The sequence below is a fragment of the Nitrosospira multiformis ATCC 25196 genome (assembly GCF_000196355.1).
GTDB lineage: Bacteria > Pseudomonadota > Gammaproteobacteria > Burkholderiales > Nitrosomonadaceae > Nitrosospira > Nitrosospira multiformis.
The window spans coordinates 195,901-219,713 of the sequence record NC_007614.1; the positions used below are offsets into that span (position 1 = coordinate 195,901).

At 53.0% G+C, this 23,813-nt stretch carries 22 protein-coding genes and 1 tRNA gene; 16 read left to right on the forward strand and 7 right to left on the reverse strand.

The window, feature by feature from the left end; all coding sequences use genetic code 11:
* The first annotated feature begins 17 nt into the window (after positions 1–17).
* The 4 genes from ctaD to NMUL_RS00975 all read left to right on the forward strand — a co-directional run bounded on the left by ctaD (position 18) and on the right by NMUL_RS00975 (position 3,363).
* Positions 18–1,598 carry a cytochrome c oxidase subunit I gene (gene ctaD / locus NMUL_RS00960; protein ID WP_011379546.1) on the forward strand — a complete coding sequence of 527 codons (1,581 nt, stop codon included), beginning with the start codon at positions 18–20 and terminating at the stop codon, positions 1,596–1,598.
* A gap of 119 nt (positions 1,599–1,717) precedes the next feature.
* Positions 1,718–2,275 (forward strand): cytochrome c oxidase assembly protein, encoded by a 558-nt coding sequence (locus tag NMUL_RS00965; protein ID WP_011379547.1) that lies wholly within the window; start codon positions 1,718–1,720, stop codon positions 2,273–2,275.
* Positions 2,272–2,478, forward strand: coding sequence for a DUF2970 domain-containing protein (locus NMUL_RS00970; RefSeq protein ID WP_011379548.1), 207 nt, complete (start codon positions 2,272–2,274; stop codon positions 2,476–2,478). The genes NMUL_RS00965 and NMUL_RS00970 overlap by 4 nt, the downstream gene beginning before the upstream one ends.
* Before the next feature lie 30 nt (positions 2,479–2,508).
* The gene (locus NMUL_RS00975) at positions 2,509–3,363 is read left to right on the forward strand and encodes a cytochrome c oxidase subunit 3 (protein ID WP_011379549.1); all 855 of its coding nucleotides are present in this window, start codon (positions 2,509–2,511) and stop codon (positions 3,361–3,363) included.
* 31 nt (positions 3,364–3,394) lie between these two features.
* Here the strand turns inward: NMUL_RS00975 and NMUL_RS00980 are convergent, their stop codons facing one another.
* Positions 3,395–3,586, reverse strand: coding sequence for a twin transmembrane helix small protein (locus NMUL_RS00980; RefSeq protein WP_011379550.1), 192 nt, complete (start codon positions 3,584–3,586; stop codon positions 3,395–3,397).
* 63 nt (positions 3,587–3,649) lie between these two features.
* Between NMUL_RS00980 and NMUL_RS00985 the strand changes: the two genes are divergently transcribed.
* The 4 genes from NMUL_RS00985 (at position 3,650) to NMUL_RS01000 (ending at position 6,593) form a co-directional block, all read left to right on the forward strand.
* Positions 3,650–4,363, forward strand: a complete 714-nt coding sequence (locus NMUL_RS00985) for an SURF1 family protein (RefSeq protein ID WP_041352314.1) — start codon at positions 3,650–3,652, stop codon at positions 4,361–4,363.
* A gap of 34 nt (positions 4,364–4,397) precedes the next feature.
* Positions 4,398–4,946 (forward strand): SCO family protein, encoded by a 549-nt coding sequence (locus NMUL_RS00990; RefSeq protein WP_238529921.1) that lies wholly within the window; start codon positions 4,398–4,400, stop codon positions 4,944–4,946.
* A gap of 123 nt (positions 4,947–5,069) precedes the next feature.
* Entirely contained in the window at positions 5,070–5,966 is an 897-nt protein-coding gene (gene cyoE, locus NMUL_RS00995) for a heme o synthase (protein WP_011379553.1), read from the forward strand.
* A 9-nt stretch (positions 5,967–5,975) separates the two neighbouring features.
* Positions 5,976–6,593: an SCO family protein gene (locus NMUL_RS01000; RefSeq protein WP_011379554.1), complete on the forward strand. Its 618-nt coding sequence runs from the start codon at positions 5,976–5,978 to the stop codon at positions 6,591–6,593.
* An 85-nt stretch (positions 6,594–6,678) separates the two neighbouring features.
* On the opposite strand, the gene NMUL_RS01005 is transcribed toward NMUL_RS01000, so the two are convergent.
* The 3 genes from NMUL_RS01005 to NMUL_RS01015 form a co-directional block, all read right to left on the reverse strand.
* Positions 6,679–8,067: an FAD-binding oxidoreductase gene (locus tag NMUL_RS01005; RefSeq protein WP_049783132.1), complete on the reverse strand. Its 1,389-nt coding sequence runs from the start codon at positions 8,065–8,067 to the stop codon at positions 6,679–6,681.
* 58 nt (positions 8,068–8,125) lie between these two features.
* Positions 8,126–8,713 (reverse strand): BON domain-containing protein, encoded by a 588-nt coding sequence (locus tag NMUL_RS01010; protein WP_011379556.1) that lies wholly within the window; start codon positions 8,711–8,713, stop codon positions 8,126–8,128.
* A 216-nt stretch (positions 8,714–8,929) separates the two neighbouring features.
* Entirely contained in the window at positions 8,930–9,289 is a 360-nt protein-coding gene (locus NMUL_RS01015; RefSeq protein WP_011379557.1) for a YraN family protein, read from the reverse strand.
* A gap of 121 nt (positions 9,290–9,410) precedes the next feature.
* Here NMUL_RS01015 and rsmI point away from each other — a divergent pair, with 121 nt between their 5' ends.
* From rsmI to sixA, 3 genes are all read left to right on the forward strand, one after another.
* Positions 9,411–10,277, forward strand: coding sequence for a 16S rRNA (cytidine(1402)-2'-O)-methyltransferase (rsmI, locus tag NMUL_RS01020; RefSeq protein ID WP_011379558.1), 867 nt, complete (start codon positions 9,411–9,413; stop codon positions 10,275–10,277).
* 159 nt (positions 10,278–10,436) lie between these two features.
* Positions 10,437–10,676, forward strand: a complete 240-nt coding sequence (locus NMUL_RS01025; RefSeq protein WP_041352719.1) for a thioredoxin family protein — start codon at positions 10,437–10,439, stop codon at positions 10,674–10,676.
* A gap of 304 nt (positions 10,677–10,980) precedes the next feature.
* The gene (gene sixA / locus NMUL_RS01030; protein WP_011379560.1) at positions 10,981–11,448 is read left to right on the forward strand and encodes a phosphohistidine phosphatase SixA; all 468 of its coding nucleotides are present in this window, start codon (positions 10,981–10,983) and stop codon (positions 11,446–11,448) included.
* Positions 11,449–11,502: 54 nt separating this feature from the next.
* On the opposite strand, the gene NMUL_RS01035 is transcribed toward sixA, so the two are convergent.
* Positions 11,503–11,730 carry a hypothetical protein gene (locus NMUL_RS01035; protein ID WP_011379561.1) on the reverse strand — a complete coding sequence of 76 codons (228 nt, stop codon included), beginning with the start codon at positions 11,728–11,730 and terminating at the stop codon, positions 11,503–11,505.
* Positions 11,731–11,926: 196 nt separating this feature from the next.
* A complete protein-coding gene (locus NMUL_RS01040) occupies positions 11,927–12,442 on the reverse strand; it encodes a PRC-barrel domain-containing protein (protein WP_011379562.1) in 516 nt (171 codons plus the stop codon).
* Between the two features lie 395 nt (positions 12,443–12,837).
* Here NMUL_RS01040 and NMUL_RS01045 point away from each other — a divergent pair, with 395 nt between their 5' ends.
* From NMUL_RS01045 to NMUL_RS01060, 4 genes are all read left to right on the forward strand, one after another.
* Positions 12,838–14,736 carry a potassium transporter Kup gene (locus tag NMUL_RS01045; protein WP_011379563.1) on the forward strand — a complete coding sequence of 633 codons (1,899 nt, stop codon included), beginning with the start codon at positions 12,838–12,840 and terminating at the stop codon, positions 14,734–14,736.
* 248 nt (positions 14,737–14,984) lie between these two features.
* Positions 14,985–18,149: a bifunctional diguanylate cyclase/phosphodiesterase gene (locus NMUL_RS14770; RefSeq protein WP_011379564.1), complete on the forward strand. Its 3,165-nt coding sequence runs from the start codon at positions 14,985–14,987 to the stop codon at positions 18,147–18,149.
* Between the two features lie 191 nt (positions 18,150–18,340).
* Complete coding sequence (locus NMUL_RS01055) at positions 18,341–19,570, forward strand: exonuclease SbcCD subunit D C-terminal domain-containing protein (RefSeq protein WP_011379565.1); 1,230 nt, start codon at positions 18,341–18,343, stop codon at positions 19,568–19,570.
* Positions 19,571–19,581: 11 nt separating this feature from the next.
* A complete protein-coding gene (locus tag NMUL_RS01060) occupies positions 19,582–22,848 on the forward strand; it encodes an AAA family ATPase (protein ID WP_011379566.1) in 3,267 nt (1,088 codons plus the stop codon).
* A gap of 155 nt (positions 22,849–23,003) precedes the next feature.
* Here the strand turns inward: NMUL_RS01060 and NMUL_RS01065 are convergent.
* Positions 23,004–23,080 (reverse strand) — tRNA-Arg (locus tag NMUL_RS01065).
* A 138-nt stretch (positions 23,081–23,218) separates the two neighbouring features.
* Here NMUL_RS01065 and NMUL_RS01070 point away from each other — a divergent pair.
* Positions 23,219–23,776: a c-type cytochrome gene (locus tag NMUL_RS01070; protein ID WP_011379567.1), complete on the forward strand. Its 558-nt coding sequence runs from the start codon at positions 23,219–23,221 to the stop codon at positions 23,774–23,776.
* The last annotated feature ends 37 nt before the right edge of the window (positions 23,777–23,813 follow it).

Sequence of the window (23,813 nt, forward strand, 5' to 3'; positions counted from 1 at the left end):
GCCTCAAGGAGGAAACCATGGCAGCAGTACACGATCACGACGTTGCACACGCCCACGATCATCATCCCACGGGCTTGATGCGTTGGCTGACTACCACGAATCACAAGGATATCGGTACGCTTTATCTCTGGTTCAGCTTCATCATGTTCCTCACGGGGGGCGTGATGGCGCTGACCATCCGGGCCGAGTTATTTCAGCCGGGTATACAGATCGTCAATCCCGAATTTTTTAACCAGCTTACCTCATTGCATGGCTTGGTGATGGTGTTCGGCGCCATCATGCCGGCCTTCGTCGGTTTTGCCAACTGGCAGATACCGATGATGATCGGCGCTCCCGACATGGCCTTCGCGCGAATGAACAACTGGAGCTTCTGGCTGCTGCCTCCCGCGGCGCTGCTGCTACTTAGCTCGTTTTTTGTGCCTGGAGGTGCGACAGCCGGGGGTTGGACTTTCTATCCTCCGCTGTCGGTGCAAATGGGTATCGGGACGGACATGATGATTTTCGCCATTCATATACTTGGCGCCTCTTCCATCATGGGCTCGATCAACATCATCACCACCATTCTCAATATGCGCGCCCCTGGCATGACCCTGATGAAGATGCCCATGTTCGTGTGGACCTGGCTGATTACCGCTTATCTGCTGGTGCTGGTCATGCCGGTGCTCGCTGGTGCGGTGACCATGCTGCTGACCGACCGTAACTTCGGCACCAATTTCTTCAATGCCGCAGGTGGTGGCGACCCCGTGATGTTCCAGCATATCTTCTGGTTCTTCGGGCACCCGGAAGTCTACATCATGATCCTGCCGGCATTTGGTATCGTCTCAGAGATCATCCCAACCTTTGCGCGCAAACCGCTGTTCGGTTATTCCTCGATGGTGTATGCAACCGCTTCCATCGCCATTCTTTCCTGCATCGTCTGGGCGCACCATATGTTCACCGCAGGCATGCCGGTAACCGGACAACTGTTCTTCATGTATGCCACCATGCTGATCGCGGTTCCGACTGGGGTGAAAGTGTTCAACTGGACCGCCACGATGTGGCGTGGTTCCATGACCTTTGAAACACCCATGCTGTTCGCCGTTGGTTTCATCTTTCTGTTTACGCTTGGGGGCTTCAGTGGGGTAGTCTGCGCCGTTGTCCCGATTGATATCCAGGTGCAGGATACCTACTACGTTATTGCTCACTTCCATTATGTGCTGGTTTCCGGTGCACTGTTCGCCTTGTTTGGGGGTGCCTATTATTGGCTGCCGAAGTGGACGGGTCACATGTATGACGAGACGCTGGGCAAATGGCATTTCTGGTTGTCGATGTTCTTCTTCAACCTCACCTTCTTCGTGCAGCACTTCCTGGGATTGGCCGGCATGCCGCGCCGCATCCCTGATTATGCGCTGCAATTTGCGGACTTCAACATGATCTCGAGTATAGGGGCCTTTGGATTCGGCTTGAGCCAATTGCTCTTCCTCTACGTCGTGCTGAAATGCATTCGGGGTGGCGCGAAAGCTTCCTCGGAAGTTTGGGAGGGCGGAAAAACACTGGAGTGGACCCTGCCCTCGCCGGCGCCGTACCATACCTTCGAAACTCCTCCTGTTATTCGTTAAGAATTGGGGAATAATATGAAGGACGATGCAGAAAGAAGGCGCGCCGCAATCAGGACAGCCCTCTTTCTGCTCGCCACCGTAATTGCACTCTTTGTCGCGGTTATTGTGAAAAACTGGCCATGAACGTAACTGAAGCGAATTCCGTCGTACTCAGGAAGTTATTGATCTTTACTGTAATCATGTTCGGTTTCGGCTTCGCACTCGTCCCGTTTTATGAGAAGATCTGCGAAGTTACGGGTATCAATAACCTGTTACAGGCGGATACGCTGGCGGAGAATACCCAGGTTGATATGGCTCGATGGGTAACGGTGGAACTGGATGCCAACACACGGGGGCTGCCTTGGCAGTTCAAGCCTCTGCAGTCCAGTGTGCGGGTGCATCCGGGCGAGTTGACACAGGTGGTCTATGAAGTGAGAAATAATTCCGACCGGGAGATCAGCGGCCAGGCGATACCCAGCTATAGCCCTCAGTTACTGGGAAAACACTTGAAAAAACTCGAGTGTTTCTGTTTCAGCAAACAGGTATTGAAACCACGGGAGGTACGGCAAATGCCGGTTCAGTTCCTGATCGAACCCGGTCTGCCAACCGATATCAATACGGTTACCATCTCGTACACCTTTTTCGAGTTGGGTAACGATAATACTGCCAGCTTGGATATCAACGCGAACCAGCTTTGAAAGACGATAACAAACAGCCCCCCAAAGGAACGTTGCTCCAGATAACGAAAGCGGTCTTCTGGGCTTTTTTTGGGGTGCGCAAGCAGACTGACCTCGACAGCGATGCGAGTTCACTGACGCCGGCGCAGGTAATCATCGGCGGCCTCATCGGTGCCGCGCTGTTCGTCATGACCTTGGTATTAGTGGTTAAAATAGTAACTTAGAATCAATTTCAAATACGCAGGAGAAAGAGCATGAGCCAACAAGGAGGAGGTCACTACTACGTTCCAGCGCCGTCGACCTGGCCCATTACTGGGTCAATAGCGCTGTTATTCATGGGTTTCGGCGCCGCGCTTTCGGTCAACAGGATCCCGCTGGGTTATGGATTGCTGGCGACGGGCTTTGCCATACTCGTCTACATGCTTTTCGGATGGTTTAGCACCGTTGCCCGCGAAAGCGAGAGCGGCAAATTCAACAAGCAGGTCGATAAGTCTTTCCGCTGGGGAATGAGCTGGTTCATCTTTACGGAAGTCATGTTTTTCGGGGCTTTTTTTGGCGCGCTGTATTACATGCGCATGCATTCCGTTCCGGACCTTGCCGACCTGGACAACAAAATACTGTGGCCCGACTTCACCGCCGAATGGCCCACGGCAGGTCCCGGCATCACCGAGAAGTTCATGCCGATGGGCCCCTGGGGTCTTCCAGCTTTCAATACCCTGTTGCTGCTGACCTCGGGCGTGACCGTCACCTGGGCGCACTGGGCACTGAAGCTGAACAAGCGCGGGCAGCTCAAACTGGGCCTGTTTCTTACATTCGCCCTCGGATTCCTCTTCGTGGGACTGCAGGCGTACGAGTACGGGCACGCCTACTCGGAGATGAATCTCAAGTTAACCACGGGAGCCTATGGCGCCTCGTTCTTCATGCTGACCGGCTTCCACGGCTTCCACGTGACGGTCGGCTCCATTATGTTGTTCGTCATCTGGTGCCGTGTGCTGAAGGGCCACTTTTCACCCGAGAATCATTTCGGCTTTGAAGGCGTCGCCTGGTATTGGCACTTCGTGGACGTGGTCTGGCTGGGCCTGTTCATATTTGTTTATTGGCTGATATAAGAACAGTCAGGTAATCATCCAGGTGGGACCGTCACTCAAGTGGAATAACGCCGAAGTAGGTCCCCAGCATCAAAAGGGTGAACAGAAAAAGCGATAATCCAATACGCAAGGTCAGGGACTTGACAACACGGGTGTCGTGTCCCTTGTCCTTGACCAGGTAGTAGAGCGCGGACCCCAAGCTGGCAAATATGAGAAACAGAAGCAGTACGATAACGATTTTCAAGGCTTGATCCCGGAATTATTAGGTCTTCAGGAAGAAGTTTAGCCGAGTTTAGCATCCTATCCAATGACTATTTCAGGCTGGCGTTTTACGCCACGATTATGGTCAACAGTAGCTGCAATAGCTGTGATAACGATTATGGTGCAACTTGGTAACTGGCAGCTCTCGCGGGCGCAGGAAAAAGAGTCCCGGCAGGAGCGGCTTGACCGTCTTTCACAGGAACCGACCATTACACTCCCTGATCACCCGGTAAAGCTTGAAGATTTTCAATACCGTCAGGTTGAAGCCCAGGGTGAATACGTACCGGGATACACGATATATCTTGATAACAAGATATACAAGGGTATCGCCGGCTACCAGATTGTGACTCCCTTGAGGATCGGCAACAGTGAAATGCATGTTCTGGTAAACCGGGGATGGATAGCGGCAACCCGCGATCGGAGTAAATTGCCGGAAGTGACTACACCCGGTGGGAAGATTTTGGTTTCAGGCATTGCGACGACAGCAATGCAAAAGACTCTGGAATTGTCTCCCGATCAGGTCTCCGGCCGGGTATGGGAAAACCTGGACCTCGAACGTTATCGAAGCAGCACTGGCCTGAAGCTACAGCCGGTGATGATCCTGCAGAAGGATCAAGCGAATGATGGTTTCGTGCGGGAATGGCCTCGACCTGATTCCGGCTCGGCCAAGAATATCGGGTATGCCCTCCAATGGTTTGCGATGGCTCTCGCCGTATTGATTATTTATCTGGTGTTAAGTGTCAAACGAGAGCGTTACTAAAAAGAATAGACGGACGCTGATACTGTTGGCGCTAGTGTTGAGCGCGCCTTTTGTCGCTTCCTATATGCTTTATTTTTGGAATGTGCGGCCTCAAACCGTAAATTACGGAGACCTGATCGAGGTCAGGCAATTGAAAGGGACGGGGCTGAACGACGCGGACCGGACAATTTTTCGAATGCGCGACCTTCGCGGCAAGTGGGTGCTGATGTCGATCGACTCGGGTGCGTGTGACGAGCAATGCCAGAAGAAGCTCTATTACATGCGTCAGGTTCGTACCTATCAGAATACCGAAATGGATCGCATCGAGCGGTTGTGGCTGATCGATGATGAGCAGAAACCTTCCCCCGAAGTACTGAGCGACTACGAGGGAATGCACGTCATCCTGGCGAAAAACAGCGAGTTGCTCAAGGAGGTTCCAGCCGTCGGCTCACAGCATGATCATATTTATCTGATAGATCCCATCGGAAATCTGATGATGCGATTTCCAAAGGATCCTGATCCTGGAAAGATGGCGAAAGACATCAAGCGGCTGCTCAAGGTATCTCAGTTGGAGCATGCAATGGGTACGGATATGAAACACTGAAAGATACGGCGACTGGATGGGTGTGAGCAGCGGGGGCTGCTCTTGCATATAGACCAGTCGTGATTCACATTGATTTGTCGAAACGCCGGGCACCGAGCCCGCGATAATAGGAGACGAAACGTTATGGCTACAACGAGTATTGCTTGGCAGCAAACTGCTTCGCGTGTGCAGCAGTTTTACCGGTTAACCAAGCCGCGAGTTGTATCGCTTATTGTTTTTACGGCCGTTATAGGCATGTTTCTGTCCGTTCCGGGCGTTGTACCCCTGGATACGCTCATTTTTGCTACGGTGGGGATAGCGTTCGTTGCGGGAGCTGCTGCAGCTGTCAATTGCCTTGTCGAGCAGAAAATCGATGCTGTCATGGCCCGCACGCGGGGGCGTCCGCTCCCCCGCGGTACCGTTACCTCGCCTGAAACCTTTGTGTTCCTGGCGCTTGTTGGCGGCGCGGGTCTGCTGATACTGCATCAACTGGTCAATCCGCTGACCATGTGGCTCACGCTTGGAACCTTTGTCGGCTATGCGATCATCTACACTGTGATCTTGAAGCCGATGACCCCGCAAAATATCGTCATAGGCGGCGCTTCCGGAGCAATGCCACCAGTTCTGGGTTGGGCAGCGGTAACGGGCGAAGTGTCGGCTGACGCTCTGCTTTTATTTCTGATTATTTTCGCCTGGACGCCGCCCCACTTCTGGGCGCTTGCACTCTATCGCAAACTTGAATATGCAAAGGTTGGGATGCCGATGCTGCCGGTAACCCACGGCGACAAATTTACGCGCCTGCATGTTCTGCTGTACACACTGATACTCATCGCGGTGACATTGATGCCTTATGCCACTCAGATGAGTGGGCTTATCTATCTGGCCGGCGCGATAGTGCTGGATGTGATATTTTTATACTATGCAGTAAAAATCTACCTCAACTACAGCGACCAGCTGGCCCGCAGCGCGTTTCGCTACTCGATCCTTTATCTGGCAGGATTGTTCGCGGTGCTCCTGGTAGACCATTACATACGTTTCTAAGGGACATGCGTGAGGCATCGACCGCACTATTACAGACTTGTAGTATGGATAGCAGCGGCGCTACTGACGGCCCCGCTCCTTTCGGCCTGTAGCAAGACAGAAAAGCCGGCGTTTCTTTCGACGGACATTACCGGCGCCGATTTCGGCAAAGATTTCAACCTCACCGATCATAACGGTAAGATGCGAACCCTTGCCGACTTCAAGGGGCAGGTCGTCACGGTATTTTTCGGCTACACTCACTGTCCTGATGCCTGTCCTGCGACCATGGGAAATCTTGCGGCGGCGATGGATATGTTGGGCGCCGATGCGTCCCGTGTGCAAGTGCTGTTTATTACCGTCGATCCCGAGCGCGACCGGCCTGAAGTCCTGAAAGCATATCTGTCCGCCTTCAATCCTAGCTTCCTCGGACTGTATGGCGACGAACGCGCGATAAAGAAGACCACGAAAGAATTTAACGTCGTCTACCAGAAACAACAAGGCGGTGCCCACCAGCATGATAGCGTGGACCACTCCACCGGAACCTACATCTACGATACAAAGGGGAAGTTGCGGCTATACGTCAGTAATGATAAAGGCGCAGACGTCTTCGCCCACGACATCTCCCAGCTCTTGAAAACTTCGGGTTAGCAAAGGCATTTTGCTAATCTTGAATTGAACAGTTGAACAGATGCGGAAAATTCCCGTTGCCGATTCGCAAGCTGGATACGCGTGTCTATGGAAACAGCTTTCCGGGATTCAAAATGTTGTTGGGGTCAAACACGCGTTTGATCTCCTTCATGAGTTCCATGGTGACCGGATCGATCTCTTTTCCGATATATGCTCTTTTCTCGCTCCCGACGCCGTGTTCCCCTGACAAGGTGCCGTTGAGTTCGATTACAAGGTCGAATATCTCGTTCAGGCACATTTCCGCCCGCTGCATCTCGCCCGTGGAGTCCGGATTCACCAAAAGATTGACATGGATATTGCCGTTTCCGGCATGACCAAAATTGACGTTGGAAAGGCGATGCTTCGCGCTCAACCTGGTGAGTCCCAGCAGAAACTCTGGCAGAGCCGAAACCGGCACGACGACGTCCTCATTGATTTTTTTTGGCGCAATATCCCTCAATAACGGCGATAATGTTTTTCTCGCTCGCCACAGCGTTGCAGCATCTGCCGTGGGCGTGGCCTGAATCAATCCGCTGCCCCCGCAAGCGCTGAGAACAGCGTTACGTGACTCTGCGACCGAATGCTCGGTACCATCCACTTCAATCATCAGCATGGCGTGGGCATCGGCAGGAAGCATACCGGGAAACCGGCTCCTTATCAGGTTGAGGGACCCCGCATCGAGAAACTCGAGCGCACTCGGGGTCTGCGGAAGCGTCATGATGCGGACAATAGCATCTGTGCAACCGGCGAGGTCGCTATAATAAGCGGTCACGCCTCCCAACGCCTGGGGAAGCGGAGTGAGCTTGAGGGTGGCTTCGGTAATAACTGCCAGTGTACCCTCGGAGCCAATCAGAAGTCGGGTGAGGTCGTATCCCACGACGCCCTTGGTCGTATAGCAGCCCGTCCGGATCACTTGGCCCTTGCCGGTAACTGCCTTCACTCCCAGCACATGGTCTCGGGTGGTTCCGTACTTTACCGCACGGGGTCCACCGGCCGAGGTCGCAAGGTTTCCCCCTATGCTGGAAAAAGCCGCGCTGGAAGGATCGGGGGGCCAGAAGAAACCATGCCTTCTTGCTATATCCTGCACTGTCTGGTTTATGACCCCCGGTTCGGCAACGAGTACGCGATTGGCAGGATCAATTTTGGTAACGCGCACCATCCGTTCCAGCGATAACGCAATTCCCCCGGATTCCGGAAGACTGCCCCCCGAGGTGCCGGTGCCTCGCCCCCGAGGTACAAGCGGAATCCCCGTCTCGTTACCGAATTTCACTGCCGCCTGAACTTCCAGGGCAGACAATGGAAATACCACGGCATCGGGCGGAAAAACCTTCCGGGTATTATCGTATGCATACGCATAACAATCCACCGGATCGGTATAGATCCGATCCGGTGGAAACAGCTTGTAAAGCCGCGCAATATGTGTGGTAGAAAGCGTCAAGGACGGGTGAAAGGACAGATCATTCCACGATGCGGAACTGGAAAGTCGACTCGTCTTCTTCAGCAAGACTGGAAGCTTACTCCATGTACTCGAACACCTTCACCACCTTCTTGACACCGTCGACCCGCTTGGCCAGCTCTTCTGCATTCTCCGCTTCCTCTCCCTTTACAAGTCCAAGCAAATAGACAATGCCTTCCTCGGTGACAACCTTGACGTGGTTAGCCTGAAACCGCCCCGAGTCCATAAAGTGCCCCTTCACCAGAGAAGTGATCAATGTGTCATTGCCGCGGGAGGTAAATGAGCTTGGGCTGCCCACAGTAATTTCATTGGTTACATGACGCACGTTTTCAACGTTGCTCACGAGATCGCCAATTTCTTCTTTTATTGTTTCAGAAGGCGCCTCGCCGGTGAGCAGGACGTTCCGGTTGAAACTGGTGACGTTCACGTGAACGTTCGAGCTGAATTTCTCACTGATACGCTGACCGCTTCTAAACTCGATACTCTCATCCTCTACAAACATACCACTTGTACGGCGGTCCTGAGACATTGCAATCCCCGTTCCAACCCCGGCCGCCATCCCCCCGGCGGCTATCAGGCCGCAGCCAGACAAAAGTGGAAGCAGGAAAAAAACCAGCAAGAGCGATTTCAAATCAAGATATTGCATCGATCTCCCCAATAAACGATAAACGTACAATAATATGCATCCGCGCTAAAGATATATCGGGATCCCGGCTACGGCAAGCGGTGCGTTGAAAGTTCAGGCCACGCCACAGGCATCTCGGGAAACCAGTAAAATGATGCCCTTAAAAAAAGAATATTTCAAACGGAATGAGTGTCCATGCTAGCGAGGGCATGCATTAGTTCAAAGCCGCAACCCGTATTACGAATAGTTAACATCAAAAGCATTCCTGATCCATTCGATGTCGCGCCCCTCATTGCCGGATAACAACACGGCGTCGAAGCGGCAACAGGGCTCGGTTCTCAGCGAAAGCAGATAATGCCGGGCTGCACGCACCACCTTGCGTTGTTTCGATAAAGTGATACTGGAGCCTGCGTCCCCAAAATTCCGGTTCGTACGCATCCGCACTTCGACAAACACGAGAGTTTCTCCATCGCGCATGATGAGATCGATTTCACCAAAACGGCATCGGTAGTTTCTTTGTACCAGCACCAGCCTGTGCCCGGCAAGAAACGCTTCCGCGTACCGCTCGGCCTGGTTCCCCTTCAACCTAAGGGTCATTTCCCGCTATCCTTGCAAAAAGCATCAATTCCAGCCCCAGTTTGCATGGGGAATCAAACGCAATGGATATTTTAAATCCAGTCATTGATAACCATCCTCAGAACAGAGCCTGTGGAACCGCATGGATCAATCTAAAGCAATTGTAATTCCCGCTACCTTATACGTGGTCGCCACACCCATAGGCAATCTGCGCGATATCACATTGAGAGCCCTCGATGTGCTTGCAGCGGTTGACGTCGTTGCGGCGGAGGACACCCGTACGACAAAGCATCTGCTTGCACGCTACGCCATCTCAAAAACGCTGTTCGCCCTGCACCGCCATAACGAAAGTGCATTGTTTGCAAAAATTGCCGGCCTGCTTTCGCAGGGCAAAACGGTGGCGATCGTAACGGATGCGGGCACTCCGGCAATCTCGGATCCGGGTGGGCTGATCGTCAGATTTGTAAGGGAGCAGGGTTTCAAAGTCGTGCCGATTCCGGGTTGCAATGCGGCAGCGTGCGCCCTATCCGTTGCCGGCATATCCAATCCACATTTTCTGTTTTACGGTTTCCTCCCGACCAGCAGCGGTCCGCGACGGCGGGCGCTTGCCAACCTGAAGCCGCATCCCTACAGCCTCATATTTTACGAAGCGCCACATCGTATTCTCGAGTGTATAGGGGATATGACGGAAGTATTTGGAAGGAATCGCAGGATTACATTTGCCAGGGAACTGACAAAGGTGTTCGAGACCATTCATGGCTGCGCCCTGGGTGAGGCGCTTGCCTGGCTGGAGGCTGATTCCGACCGCCGCAAGGGCGAGTTCGTACTCATTTTGTCGGGGGCTGAGCCTCCGAAGGAAACCGAGCTGAGCGAACAGGCGCGCAGCACGCTTCAGCTGCTGATGCACGAATTGCCCCTCAAGCAGGCGGTGAGGCTGACTGCGGAAATCAGCGGCGAAAGTAAAAACAGACTTTATTCATTGGCGCTCTCACTCCAGCCTCATTCCTGAAATATCGATAGGGTACAGTTACTTCCGGCTCCTCGATGAGGGAGCGCTGGCACAAGGATGAGCCCGCGTTTATAATGGCGGGCTCGCATGGCTACCGTCATTGGTGGCGCGAGTGGGGGCAGTTCCCCATCGATATTTATTTTTTTGGAGAGATCGACTATGAAAACACCTGCTACCTTCTATCACGCTGGCTGTCCCGTATGTGTCGAGGCCGAGCATCAGATTGCTGAAGCCCTGGATCCCGATCGCTACGAGGTTGAACTCGTGCATCTTGGCGAGCAAAAGGACAGGATCGCGGCTGCCGAAGCGGCTGGCGTTAAGTCTGTTCCGGCGCTGGTAATCAACGGAGCACCTTTCCACATCAATTTTGGCGCTCCCATGTCGGCGTTGAAGTCCTAATCGAGAAGACGGCGGGCGCCCTGCCCGCCCACAAACCGCCCCCGCATACCCGCCGGGTAACCCAGGGAGTAATATCTGCCACTCCCGTGACTGTCCCGATCTGATTCGGATCCTAGCGCGTTACAATCAGTTCATCAAACAACCGGTCCGTTTCGCGTGGCCTTCCGCTTCCGTACGTACCCTGAGAGTGGCGGTAACAGAGCCTCATCTTGTTCTGACTTGGATGCTGCTCCTGATATGAACACGACAAGCACTGAATCTCCTCTATACTTCCAAATATTACAACAGCTCTCAGGAGAAGCTCATGGAGCTCATATTGTGGCGTCATGCCGAGGCTGAGGAGGGCGTTCCCGATAGTGCGCGGGAACTTACCGATAAAGGGCGAAAACAGGCTGACCTCGTTGCCGCCTGGCTCAAGCCGAGGTTGCCAAAGAACACACGCATCATCGTCAGCCCAACCCAGCGTACCCAGCAGACGGCTTCCGCACTCAGCAAGGATTTCGAGACGGTCGGGGAAATCGGTCCCGGTGTTTCCCCGAAGGCGGTTCTGAAGGCAGCAGGATGGCCTGATGCGAAAGGCGCGGTACTCGTGGTAGGTCATCAGCCTACGCTCGGAGAAGTCGCCGCTTTGCTCATGTCAGGTGATCCGGGGCAATGGACCATCCGGAAAGGTGCGATATGGTGGTTCGCGCAGAAAAAAGGAAACCATAATCTCGGGGAGTTACTGCTTCAAGCCGTCGTTTCTCCCGACACGCTGCGAGCAGGAGATTGATAAGCGCCGTCTTCGCAAGATTTCGGTGTCCTACTCGGTACCGGTTTGGCCTTATCAATTACGCCGTACTGCTCCGATGGAATTCCAGCGATCCCAAGCGCCATAATGGCTCCTGATCGGGCCGACCGGCAGTGCGAGCAGAATCAGCAATACGCCCGCCGTGACGTTGGCTACCGCTCCCAGTCCGGTGTAACCGGTCAACAGAAGGGGGGCGGGAATCAACCAGGCGCCGAATATGATGTTGGCCAAACGCAGCGGACGACCCACTTCGCTCAGGGCCATGAATCAGGTTCTGCAGCTCTCGTAACTATCAGTCGCCGGCTCGGCGATCAGGAGCGTGGTTGCTTCGGGCAGTTGCGAGCGCTACTCCACCGGCGCCCACTGTGAAGGACAGGGGCGGAACATAGCAACGCTCAATGCGCCTGGAATTCAGGGAGCGGTGAGGCATTGAAGGAGGATGCAATTGTCTGGCTCTTGTTTATTTCACCCTGCCCGAATCCATGCCCGAAGACTGGATTGTTGTATAAGGCGTTTGCTCATACGGCGTGTCGGGAGTGTCCGTCGGCTGCTTCGTGCGGGAAGACTCGGTATAAGTCTTCGTTCCATAGTAGGAATTGATTGTATTCTGCCAGGAGGTGTCCGCCATGTCGGGCCAGTCGTCCTTATCGAATCCCGGCGCGGAGTCGAGGCGTTCCTTATCCACATCGAGGATGAAGCGCTTGTTCTCTGTATCGAGCGTCAGAGCGCCCCAGGGCACGGCAAAGAGCTTGTCTCCCATTCCCATCAATCCCCCGAAGGACAATACCGCGTAGGCGATTTTGCCGTTGTTCATATCGAGCATGATTTCCTTGATATCCCCAAGGTCTTCGTCCCTGGTGTTATATACATCCTCGCCAATAAGAGTGTCGGCGCCCATCAGACGGGGACCAGGTCCCTTGCCTTCCTTGCCGTAGTTTTTGTACATGCCGTAGGTGTCACGATCTGTGTAGGCCATGGTTCTCTCCTATAATTAATCCAATTTCATGATTTGCAGGAATCGTAATACGGAGAACGATTCCGCAAATAATAAGGAAGAGAGCAGTTCCGGTCGGTGCGATAGCCAACAAAAAGAGACAGCCCAAAAGAGGAAGGGGGGGAGAGGAGCAGGATGTCGTCAAAACTGCTTTTGCCATCAGCATGTGCAGGTCGTGTAAAATGTCCATAGGCCTGTTTCCTATCAATTACAAATGCGGTACCACGCCTGTCGGAAGATAGTAAACGCGCAATATCGACTCCTGGCCTCCTTGCCAAAGGCCGAAACAAGAAACTTGTGGTTTTGCCAGCCGCGAAGTATTTATCCTTTCTTTCCGCTGCTTGCCCGAGGCGAGGGCTGAGTCAACGTTAATCAACATGACGAATCAACAGATGCCATCGGGACATTCTCTCGAGCGCCAGCCTCTAAGTCTGCTGTGCCTGGCCGCGCTGGGAGTGGTTTACGGGGATATCGGAACAAGTCCGTTATATGTCATGAAGACGGTTTTCGACCCCATCCATGGACTTGCTGTCACCGAGAGCAACGTGATCGGCATCATTTCGCTCATTTTCTGGACGATCATGATCGTGGTGTCGCTCAAATACGTAACGTTGATCCTGCGGGCCGACAATCACGGTGAAGGTGGGATCATGGCGCTGCTATCGCTGGCCAGTTCATCCGTCACAGACCGTCCGCGCTTGCACAACATTCTGTTTCTCATCGGCGCATTCGGGGCAGCACTGTTTTTTGGCGACGGTGTTATCACGCCTGCCATTTCGGTATTGAGCGCAGTCGAGGGTCTTGAAGTTGCAACACCGTTGCTCCAGCCTTATGTGCTACCCATCACCGTGGTTGTGCTGATCGCGCTTTTCATGTTGCAACAGCGAGGAACGGGGGGAATTGGCGCCTTGTTCGGACCTGTCATGGTGATATGGTTCGTCAGCCTCGGACTTGTGGGTTTGATCAATATTGCGGGCGCACCCCAGATCGTCGCCGCATTCAATCCCATGTATGCCTTTGCCTTTTGTATCAGTAATGGCTGGCTGGCATTTATTGCCCTGGGTGCGGTGGTGCTGGCAGTGACAGGCGGGGAGGCGCTTTATGCGGATATGGGACACTTCGGGGCGAAGCCGATCCGGTTGGCGTGGTATGGAGGAGTCCTTCCCGCCCTGACTTTGAATTATCTGGGACAAGGCGCGCTGCTGCTCGCCAATCCAGCCGCGATTTCCAATCCTTTCTTTCTGCTGTTTCCTTCCTGGGCGCTTTATGGTGCGGTAGGGCTGGCGACTGCCGCCACCGTGATCGCCTCGCAATCTGTCATCTCCGGCGTTTTCTCGGTGACCCGGCAAGCTATTCAATTGGGCTTCCTGCCGCGCATGCAGATCCGGCACACCTCTGAACGTAAAATCGGGCAGATATACATCCCGTTTGTCAACTGGACTTTGCTGTCGGTTGTTCTCATGGCGGTACTGGGATTCGGTTCATCCTCCAATCTTGCCTCGGCATATGGCGTAGCGGTCACGACCACGATGGTTATCGAAACCACACTCACTTTTTTCGTGCTCCGCTATGTCTGGAATTATCCATTCCTCCTGGGCATCCTGGTAACTGCATTTTTCCTGGCGATCGACAGCGCATTCTTCTCCGCCACCATACTGAAAGTTGCCCAGGGGGGCTGGTTCCCGCTCGTAATCGGGTCCGTCATTTTTTTCATCATGATCACCTGGAGTCGTGGACGACAAATGCTGGTCGATCACCTGCGCTCCGTTGCCATACCGCTCCAGTCCTTCCTCGAATCGCTTATTGCGCATCCCCCCACGCGGGTCGCGGGGACCTCGGTTTTCTTGACGGCCAATCCTGACGGTGTACCCCACGCCCTGTTGCATAATCTTGCCCATAATCAGGTCCTGCACGAGCGTGTGGTTTTCCTCACGGTGACATACCAGGAAACTCCCTGGGTGCCGGTAGAACAGCGCATCTCGATAAAGCCACTTATGGAAAACTGTTACCAGATCACGGTGCGGTACGGCTTCAAGGATGAAGCGAATCTGCCGTACGCACTCGAATTGTGTGAACCGCATGGCCTCGTGTTCGAACCCTTGAGGACCTCCTACTTCCTGAGTCGCGAGATCGTGGTACCCAGTCCGGGTACGGGCATGTCCCTGTGGCGTGAGCGCCTGTTCGCGGCCATGGTGCGCAACGCCAGCAACGCCGCGGAATACTTCAAACTGCCGGCAAACCGTGTACTTGAACTAGGGGCGAGAGTAGAGATTTAGAGAGACTGTTCCTCCGCTTCGGGTACCTCCGCCTCCTCGAGCGACGGTAACTGCCACTTCCTCTCAAAACCCGCTCCGGCGGGTTTTTGTTTAACCCGCTCGACATTTCTAACAAATCGACGGACCACGCAAAAGGTAAAACTTGGCATTTTTAGTATCCCTTATCCATTTATCCGTAAAACCCCATGTGAGTTAGATTGCCAGCTTGAGGAATTTTAGCGTGACCATTGAAGCATCAGCCTTGAGTGATGGATACAGAGATCCACAATCCCCATATCCCTGGCGGGCGTCCGCCCTCCCGACCGGCTATCGCCGCTCTCACTTTCGTGATTTTTATGTCGCTTACCCTAGCGAGCTGGTCTGTCGTACAGGATCTGCAGGAACGGCATGAAAATACTCGATTTGATAAGCGGGTAGCAGAAGTCATTCACAAGATCGAGCATCACTTTTCAGGGTATGAACAGGTGTTGAAAGGGGCGCTGGGACACCTGCTTGCCTCCCCCTCCGTTTCCCGGAACGAATGGCGCACATATGTGAATGCACTGCGAATAAACGACCGGTATCCGGGCATTCACGGTATCGGTTTCGCCAAATATATCCCGCGGTCAGGGCTTGCCGCCCATACTGAAGAAGTACGCGCGGAAGGTTTTCCGTCCTACAAAGTCTGGCCTGGAACCCCGCGCCAGGAGTATACCTCCATCATATATCTCGAACCCTTTACGGGATCAAATCTGCGTGCGTTCGGATATGACATGTTTTCAAATGCTGTTCGACGCGCCGCCATGTCCCGTGCGCGCGATACGGGAGAAGTCGCGCTTACCCGCAAAGTGAAGCTCGTGCAGGAAACCGGTGAGGATATTCAGGCAGGCGTCCTTATGTATCTCCCCTACTATGGTGCTGCAAATCTGCCGAAAACGGTGGAAGAAAGGCGCGCATCATTGGGTGGCTATGTATATGCTCCGTTCAGAATGGTTGACTTCGTACGCGCCACCCTTGGGAGCGAACTTGATATCCTCGATCTGAGAATTTTCGATGGAAAAGCAATGGCAGAGGATTCTCTTCTTTTCGACAGCGTAAAACATCGATCTGGGCCGTCGCCCGTACCTAAATTTAAACGGGTCATACCTATATCCTTATATGGTCAAACATGGGCGCTCGAAGCATCCTCCCGTCCTGCATTTGAAAAAGCAATAAAGAATTACGAGGCACTCCTCGTTCTGCTGGGCGGATTCGTGGTCAGCATGTTGACTGCCATGGTTTCCTTTGTCCTTTCGGGGAACAAAGAGAAGGCTGCGGCACTGGGACATGTAAATAAAAAACTGCTGTTGGCCATGGAGGAGCAGCAGGCAACAACACGCGAGCTTTCAAATGCGAAGCTTCGCACAGAGAGGATTTTGGAAAGTATTACTGACGCGTTTTATACCCTGGATCGGGAATGGCGTTTCACCTATGTGAATAAGGAAGCCGAGAATCTGCTACAGCGTAATCGCGAGGATCTTCTGGGAAGGGTGTGCTGGGAAGAATTCAAAGAGACAGCAGGAACAACCTTTGATCGCGAATACCATCGGGCACTCATGGAAAACAGGACAGTGACGTTTGAGGAATTCTACGTTCCACTGGATGAATGGTTCGAGGTACATGCTTATCCATCTGAAGAAGGCTTGACTGTTTATTTCCGCGATATTACCGAACGCAAGGAGTCTGAGCAGGCGCGGCAGGAAGCCCACGTTCGTATCCGCCAGCAAGCTTCCCTTCTCGACAAGGCAACGGATGCGATCATTGTTTTCGGAATGGATAATTGTATTGAATTCTGGAACCAAGGCGCGGAACGGCTCTATGGATGGACGTCCGAAGAGGTGATGGGAAGAGAGGTTGAGATGTTATATGACAATGTTGCCGTTTTCGATGAAGCAAACCGGGCGCTGCTCAGTTCCGGCGAATGGAGAGGAGAACTTGCGCAGCGACGCAGGGACCAGAGTATGCTGAACGTGGAGGCCCATTGGACGCTGGTCAGAAATGACGACGGAGAGCCTCAGGCTATCTTCGCGATCAATACAGATATTACCCAGCGCAAGAGCGCCGAGAACGAAATCCTGCATCTCGCCTTATACGATTCTTTGACGGGTTTGCCCAATAGGCGGCTCTTGCTGGATCGCCTCGGGCATGCATTAGCGGTGAGTGCTCGCAATCAGCGCATGGGCGCGTTACTGTTTATCGACCTCGATAACTTCAAGCTGCTGAATGATACGCTGGGGCATGACATGGGTGACCTGCTGCTTCGGCAGGTCGCGCCGCGCCTGTCCTCTTGCGTACGCGAAAGCGATACGGTAGCTCGCTTGGGCGGAGATGAGTTTGTGGTGATATTGATGGGTGACTTTGGCGAAGATCATGATGAGGCTCTTACCCAGATAAGCACCATTTGCGAAAGGATACGCAGCGCCTTCATTCAGCCGTTTAATCTCGATCCATACATCCATCACATTACACCCAGCATCGGTATTGCACTGTTTAACGATCAGTCCCAAACAACAAACGAACTCCTGAAGCGGGCAGACCTCGCTATGTATCAGGCAAAAGCATCGGGCCGCAATGCCATGCGTTTTTTCGATCCGGACATGCAAGCAGCAATGAATGCCCGAGCCATTCTCGAGTCGGAGTTATACAAAAGCTGGGAGAGAAACGAGTTCATTCTCCATTATCAGCTGCAGGTGGACAGCCGGGGGATTATCGGTGCTGAAGCGCTGGTGCGATGGCAGCACCCGCGCCGGGGTCTTTTGCCCCCCTCCGAATTCATTCCACAGGCAGAGGAAACCGGTCTGATTCTTCCTTTGGGCGAGTGGGTGCTGGAAACCGCATGCAACCAACTGGCAAGCTGGGCACTTCAACCGGAGACAGTACAGCTCAATCTCTCTGTGAATGTCAGTTCCCTCCAGTTTTGCCAGCCCGATTTTGTCGAGCAAGTAATTTCAATACTCGACCGCACAGGCGCCAATCCACAAAGACTCAAGCTTGAGCTTACCGAAAGCATTCTGGTCCATGATATGGACGATACCATTGCAAAAATGATGACACTCAAAGCCCGAGGGGTGGGCTTTGCGCTGGATGACTTTGGCATCGGCTATTCCTCACTCTACTATCTGAAACGTCTGCCGCTGGATTGGGTAAAAATTGATCGGTCATTTGTGAGAGACGTGCTGACCGATAATAATGATGCAACGATCGTTCGAACGATCCTGCTCCTTGCTAAAAGCATGGGGTTGGCGGTAATTGCCGAAGGAGTGGAAACCGGAGCACAAAAAGATTTTCTTGCTAGCCACGGTTGTACTGCTTATCAGGGGTACCTGTTCAGCCGGCCTCTGCCTTTAGAGCAGTTTGAGCGGTTTGTGCAGCCGGCTGCGGGAGGGGCTGTGTAAGTTAGAAAGCTGGTTAAGTTAGAATCCAGGGATCGGTGAACCGATACCCGGGGTTTGAACACGCACAACCAGCAGAATTACCAGCAGAACTACCTGAGTCAGGAGAGATCTTCTGGCCGATATGATGAGACTCAAAAATTAGCGGGAGGAATACATGGAATGCTTCGTCCCTTCGGCCGCTGGATAACAGGATGAAACTCTTCCATACCTCCGACTGGCACATCGGCCGGACCCTATATGGCAGAAAGCGGTACGAGGAATTCGAGGCATTTCTGACGTGGCTGGCAGAAACGATTCAGAGGAACGAAATCGATGTCCTCCTGGTAGCCGGTGATATCTTTGATACCAGTGCTCCAAGCAATCGTGCCCAGGAGCTCTACTACCGCTTTCTCTGGAAGATAGCAGCTTCACCCTGCCGCCATGTGGTCATCGTCGCGGGTAATCACGATTCCCCTTCATTTCTGAATGCACCCAGGGCGCTGCTCAAAGCCCTTGATGTCCATGTGATCGGTAGCCCCTCAGCATCCCTTGAAGATGAAGTACTGGTACTCCGAAATGAGCAAGGGGTGCCCGAGCTAATTGTTTGCGCCGTGCCGTATCTTCGTGACAAAGACATCCGCGTGGCGGAAGCCGGCGAGAGTGTCGAGGATAAGGAACGGAAGCTGCTCGTCGGTATTCGCGATCACTACGCTGCCATAGCCGCCCTGGCTGAACAGAAGCGTGTGGAACTCGGGGTGGATATTCCCATCGTTGCCACGGGCCACCTTTTCGCCGCCGGAGGGCAAACTATCGAGGGTGACGGCGTGCGGGACCTGTATGTCGGTTCGCTGGCTCAGGTGAGTGCGGGGATTTTTCCTGAATGCTTCAACTACCTTGCGCTGGGCCACCTCCATGTCCCGCAGAAGGTAAACGGTTCCGAGATCATGCGATACAGTGGCTCTCCTCTCCCCATGGGGTTCGGGGAGGCCAGACAACAGAAGAGCGTTTGCCAGGTTGAATTCCACAGTACCGCCGCGTCTGTTCAATTGATCGATGTGCCGGTGTTTCAGAAGCTCGAACGTATCAAGGGAGACTGGGACAGCATCTCCACTCAGATTCGTAAACTGTCAGAGACCGGCTCTCAAGCATGGCTCGAAGTCATCTACGAAGGTGAAGAAGTAATCGGCGACCTGCGCGAGCGCCTGGAAATCGCCATTACCGACACCCAAATGGAAATTCTGCGGGTGAAGAACAACCCTGTTATCGATCGCGTCCTTGGAAAAATCCATGAAGAAGAAACACTGGACGATCTCAGTGTGAATGACGTATTCGAGCGATGCCTGACCGTACATGAAGTGCCTGAAGACCAGCGGCCAGAATTACTTCGTGCTTATCAGGAAGCGCTTTCGTCTCTCTATGAGGACGACATGCAAGCGGAATAGAGAGGCTGTCGATGAAGATATTGCAGGTACGATTCAAGAATCTGAACTCGCTGATGGGTGAATGGGAAATCGACCTGACGCATCCCGCCTTTACCTCCGACGGTATTTTTGCCATCACCGGTCCGACCGGTGCCGGGAAGACAACCATCCTCGATGCCATCTGCCTCGCTCTCTACGGGCGGACCCCTCGGTTGAGCAAGGTCACCAAAAGCGGAAACGAGATAATGTCCCGTCAGATCGGCGAATGTTTTGCTGAAGTGACGTTTGAGACACAGGCCGGTCGTTTCCGTTGCCACTGGAGCCAGCACCGGGCACGTAAAAAACCGGATGGAGAACTACAGGCTCCGAAACATGAGATTGCTCATGCCGATTCGGGGAAGATTTTCGAATCCAAAATCAAGGGAGTTGCTGACCGGATCGAGGCGGCTACCGGTATGGATTTCGACCAATTCACCCGCTCCATGTTGCTGGCTCAGGGAGGCTTTGCCGCATTCCTGCAGGCTTTACCCGATGAGCGAGCGCCGATCCTGGAGCAGATAACGGGCACGGAGATTTATAGCAAAATATCGATCCGCGTCCATGAGCGCCAGCGTGAAGAGCGGGAGAAACTGAACCTGCTTCAGGCTGAAACAGCCGGTATCGTGATTCTGGAGCAGGAACAGGAAAAAGATATTCAACAAGAACTCGAGTTAAAACAGAAAGAAGAGTCCGCTCTGACCAGAAAATTAATGGATACGGATAAAGCCATCACGTGGCTGAAGGCCGTAGATGGACTGAGGAGGGAAATCGAGGATCTGACAGCAGAAGCGAGCAAACTGCAAGCCGACATCGACATTTTTAAACCAGAGCGTGACAAACTCAGCCGGGCAATTCAGGCAGCGTCACTGGAAGGTTCCTACGCGACGTTGACAGCAATCCGAACACAACATGCGGATGAGCAGAAGGCAGTGAAAACTGAGGAAGCAGTCCTTCCTCAACTGGCATCCTCTGCAAAGGAACAGGCTGAATCCCTGAAATTGGCTGAGCAGCAGTCCACCAGAGCCAAAGCGGAGCTGGAAGCTGCTTTACCGCTCATCAGGAAGGTCCGTTCGCTCGATCAGACGCTTGCCGATCAGAAAAAGGCTATTTCGAAAGATGAAGACAGCTGCAGGAAAGACACGAAACAGATCGATGCTGACAGAGAGGTCAAGCTGAAAGAACAGGTGAAACGCGCCGATGCTGAAAAGAATCTGAAGGTTGCTGAAGATTATCTCAAGGAGAACGCTCGGGATGAGTGGCTGATAAGCGGTCTGGCCGGTGTTGAGGAACAACTGGAAAATTTGCTCTCCAGGCAAAAGGAAATAGCAAAAAAAGAGGTCGATAAAGAGAAGGCAGTGACGGCTCTGGAACAGGCAACAAGAAAACTAGCTGCCTGCCGGAAGCAATGCGAGGCTCGGAAACAGGAGCTGGAGAACGTCTCAAAGAATCTCCAACAAGGCAAAGATAAATTAAACCAGTTATTGGGTGACCGGCTGTTGCGTGAATACCGTGCAGAAAAGGAAACCCTGCTTCGAGAAATGGTTTTTCTGAAAAAAATAGCGGAACTTGAAGATCACCGAGCCAGATTGGAAGATGGCAAACCCTGTCCGCTTTGTGGCGCAACGGAGCATCCCTTTGCGGAAGGCAACGTCCCTATTCCCGATGAAATCGAACGGAAGATTGGGGCGCTCACTGAACTGATAAGCAAGGCTGAGGATCATGAAACCGCTATCAGACATTTTGAGGAAGACGAAGGCACAGCCCGTAAAAATTTGATGGACGGTGAAAAGCAGGAAATAACAGCAGTTAATGACAAAAAAACTGCCGGGCAAGTCCTGGCCGGGCTGCAGGAATATCTGGAAAAACTCCAAACTGATATTACCGGACTGAAGCAGACTGTATCAGCCAAACTCCAACCGCTCGGCATTGAGGAAATTCTGGATTCCAATGTTTCAGCACTGCTGGAATCCTTGCGAGAACGCGTTAAAGCATGGCAGATACAGATCAAGAGAAAGACTGATATCGAGAAACAGATCGGAGATTTCGATAGCGAGTTGAAAAGGTTGGACGCAGTCATTGAAACTCAAAGCAATGCATTGAATGAAAAACGGGAATGTCTGCAGTCCCTCAAAGAGGATTGCGCCGCTGGATGCAAAGAGCGGAAAGAATTGTACGGTGATAAAGATCCTGATGATGAAGAACGGCGTTTGAACAAGAGTATTTCCGTTTCAGAGGAGGCTGAAAGGAAGGCCAGAGTCCTGCATCATGATCTTCAGCAGAAATTGAATGCTGCCAAGACTCAAATTGAATCTCTGAAAAAGCGCATTGGTCAAAGAGACCCGGAGCTGAAGGAACTGGAAGCCGGATTTACAGAAGCATTGGGATTAGCTGGTTTTTCGGGTGAAAAACAGTTTCTTGAAGCCAGGCTCCCGATTGGGCAAAGGGATGCGCTATCTGCAAGGGCAAAAAATCTGGACGGTCACCAAATAGATCTCAAGGCCAGACAAAAGGATCGGGAAGCGCGCTTGGCTACGGAAGCTGCCAGGAAGATTACCGACAAATCTCTTGAGGAACTGGAACCGCAATTCAAGGATTCCGAGGAGTCCCTGAAACAGCTGCGGGATACTACTATTCGACTTAAACACAAACTGAACGAGAATGCTGCTGCCAAGGAACGGCTGGAGGCAAAGCAAACGGCTATCGGGGCTCAAAAGATAGAGTGCCGCCGATGGGAAAATCTACACGAATTGATTGGCTCGGCGGACGGAAAGAAATACCGGAATTTTGCCCAGGGACTGACCTTCGAGATGATGATCGGTCATGCCAACCGGCAGTTGCAGAAAATGACCGATCGCTATCTGCTGGTTCGCGATGATACTGAGCCTCTGGAACTCAACGTTGTCGACAACTATCAGGCGGGTGAGATTCGGTCCACGAAAAACCTTTCAGGTGGCGAGAGTTTCATCGTCAGCTTGTCGCTGGCGTTGGGACTGTCTCACATGGCCAGCAAAAACGTTCGCGTGGATTCGCTTTTTCTGGATGAAGGCTTCGGCACGCTGGATGAAGAAGCATTGGATACCGCTCTGGAAACTCTTGCGAGCCTGCAGCAGGAGGGTAAGTTGATCGGCGTGATCTCGCATGTCCCAATGCTCAAGGAGCGCATCAGCACACAGATTCTGGTAATTCCTCAAACCGGTGGAAGGAGCGAGATATCTGGACCGGGCTGCAGAAGAAACATAACCGGCCAGATTTCCATTTAACCGTAAAGCTTGCGTATTTCACATAGCGGTTGGTGAGAGTACGTGGCCTGATGAATCTTTGCTTCAGGTTATAGCCTTCCGCAGGTACGGTTGAAGATCAAGTTCATTGCTTTATCTTCCAATTACTTGGAGTATTTTCCAAGGGTGAACAAGAATGGCGCGCCCAACACGATTCGAACGTGTGACCCCCGCCTTCGGAGGGCGGTACTCTATCCAGCTGAGCTATGGGCGCGGATGGAAGGCATTTTTGAATCGGGCGCATAGGATAACGCTTTTTAACCCCTCCGTCCAACCTGAATAAAACCGCTTTTGCTTGAATACATGAACCTATACAATAAACATTCTTAACGTTTATTACTGGGGAGTTATTGTGAGCGACGTTGAAGACGAAGGGCATTCCACGCCTATCCAGACACCGGGTCAGTTGATTGTTGTTGTCCTGGCCGCTTTCATAGTTCCAGTCGTTGTCTTATCATTGATCGGGCGGTTTGCCATCGGTGAAAGCTCCATGGATCCAAGCAGTCCCGCTTTTTCGGAAGAAGCCGTAGCGAGGCGTCTTCATCCGGTAGGCAAGCTGGTGATTGCAGGCGATTCCACCCAGTCCGCAGCGCAAACAGGGGAAGGCACAGTCGTGGCTGCGGCCCCTCCCGCAACTGCCAGCGCCGCTCCTGCGGCGGAAGACCCGGCGGAAAAAGCCAAGAAAATTTACACCGCCAGTTGCTCCGCCTGTCATGCCACCGGCGCCGCCGGCGCACCCAAAGTGGGAGACAATGCAGCGTGGGCGCCCCGCATCAAGGCAGGTACGGAGACGCTTTATACCAGCGCATTGAAAGGCAAGAATGCCATGCCGCCCAAAGGTGGAAACGCGGGGCTGTCTGATGACGACGTCAAGGCGGTGGTCGACTACATGGTCAGCCAGTCCAAATGACCTGTTGGGAAGTTGAAGCCGGAGCGGGATGCGGCGG

Bases quoted from the DNA above. Each gene is read 5' to 3' on its own strand.
- sixA (WP_011379560.1), top strand. From the start codon at position 10,981: ATGGAGCTCATATTGTGGCGTCATGCCGAGGCTGAGGAGGGCGTTCCC.
- NMUL_RS14770 (WP_011379564.1), top strand. From the start codon at position 14,985: ATGGATACAGAGATCCACAATCCCCATATCCCTGGCGGGCGTCCGCCC.
- NMUL_RS01025 (WP_041352719.1), top strand. From the start codon at position 10,437: ATGAAAACACCTGCTACCTTCTATCACGCTGGCTGTCCCGTATGTGTC.
- NMUL_RS00965 (WP_011379547.1), top strand. From the start codon at position 1,718: ATGAACGTAACTGAAGCGAATTCCGTCGTACTCAGGAAGTTATTGATC.
- rsmI (WP_011379558.1), top strand. From the start codon at position 9,411: ATGGATCAATCTAAAGCAATTGTAATTCCCGCTACCTTATACGTGGTC.
- cyoE (WP_011379553.1), top strand. From the start codon at position 5,070: ATGGCTACAACGAGTATTGCTTGGCAGCAAACTGCTTCGCGTGTGCAG.
- NMUL_RS01060 (WP_011379566.1), top strand. From the start codon at position 19,582: ATGAAGATATTGCAGGTACGATTCAAGAATCTGAACTCGCTGATGGGT.
- NMUL_RS00975 (WP_011379549.1), top strand. From the start codon at position 2,509: ATGAGCCAACAAGGAGGAGGTCACTACTACGTTCCAGCGCCGTCGACC.
- NMUL_RS01040 (WP_011379562.1), bottom strand. From the start codon at position 12,442: ATGGCCTACACAGATCGTGACACCTACGGCATGTACAAAAACTACGGC.
- NMUL_RS00985 (WP_041352314.1), top strand. From the start codon at position 3,650: ATGACTATTTCAGGCTGGCGTTTTACGCCACGATTATGGTCAACAGTA.
- NMUL_RS01010 (WP_011379556.1), bottom strand. From the start codon at position 8,713: ATGCAATATCTTGATTTGAAATCGCTCTTGCTGGTTTTTTTCCTGCTT.
- NMUL_RS01035 (WP_011379561.1), bottom strand. From the start codon at position 11,730: ATGGCCCTGAGCGAAGTGGGTCGTCCGCTGCGTTTGGCCAACATCATA.
- NMUL_RS01045 (WP_011379563.1), top strand. From the start codon at position 12,838: ATGACGAATCAACAGATGCCATCGGGACATTCTCTCGAGCGCCAGCCT.
- NMUL_RS01015 (WP_011379557.1), bottom strand. From the start codon at position 9,289: ATGACCCTTAGGTTGAAGGGGAACCAGGCCGAGCGGTACGCGGAAGCG.
- NMUL_RS01055 (WP_011379565.1), top strand. From the start codon at position 18,341: ATGAAACTCTTCCATACCTCCGACTGGCACATCGGCCGGACCCTATAT.
- ctaD (WP_011379546.1), top strand. From the start codon at position 18: ATGGCAGCAGTACACGATCACGACGTTGCACACGCCCACGATCATCAT.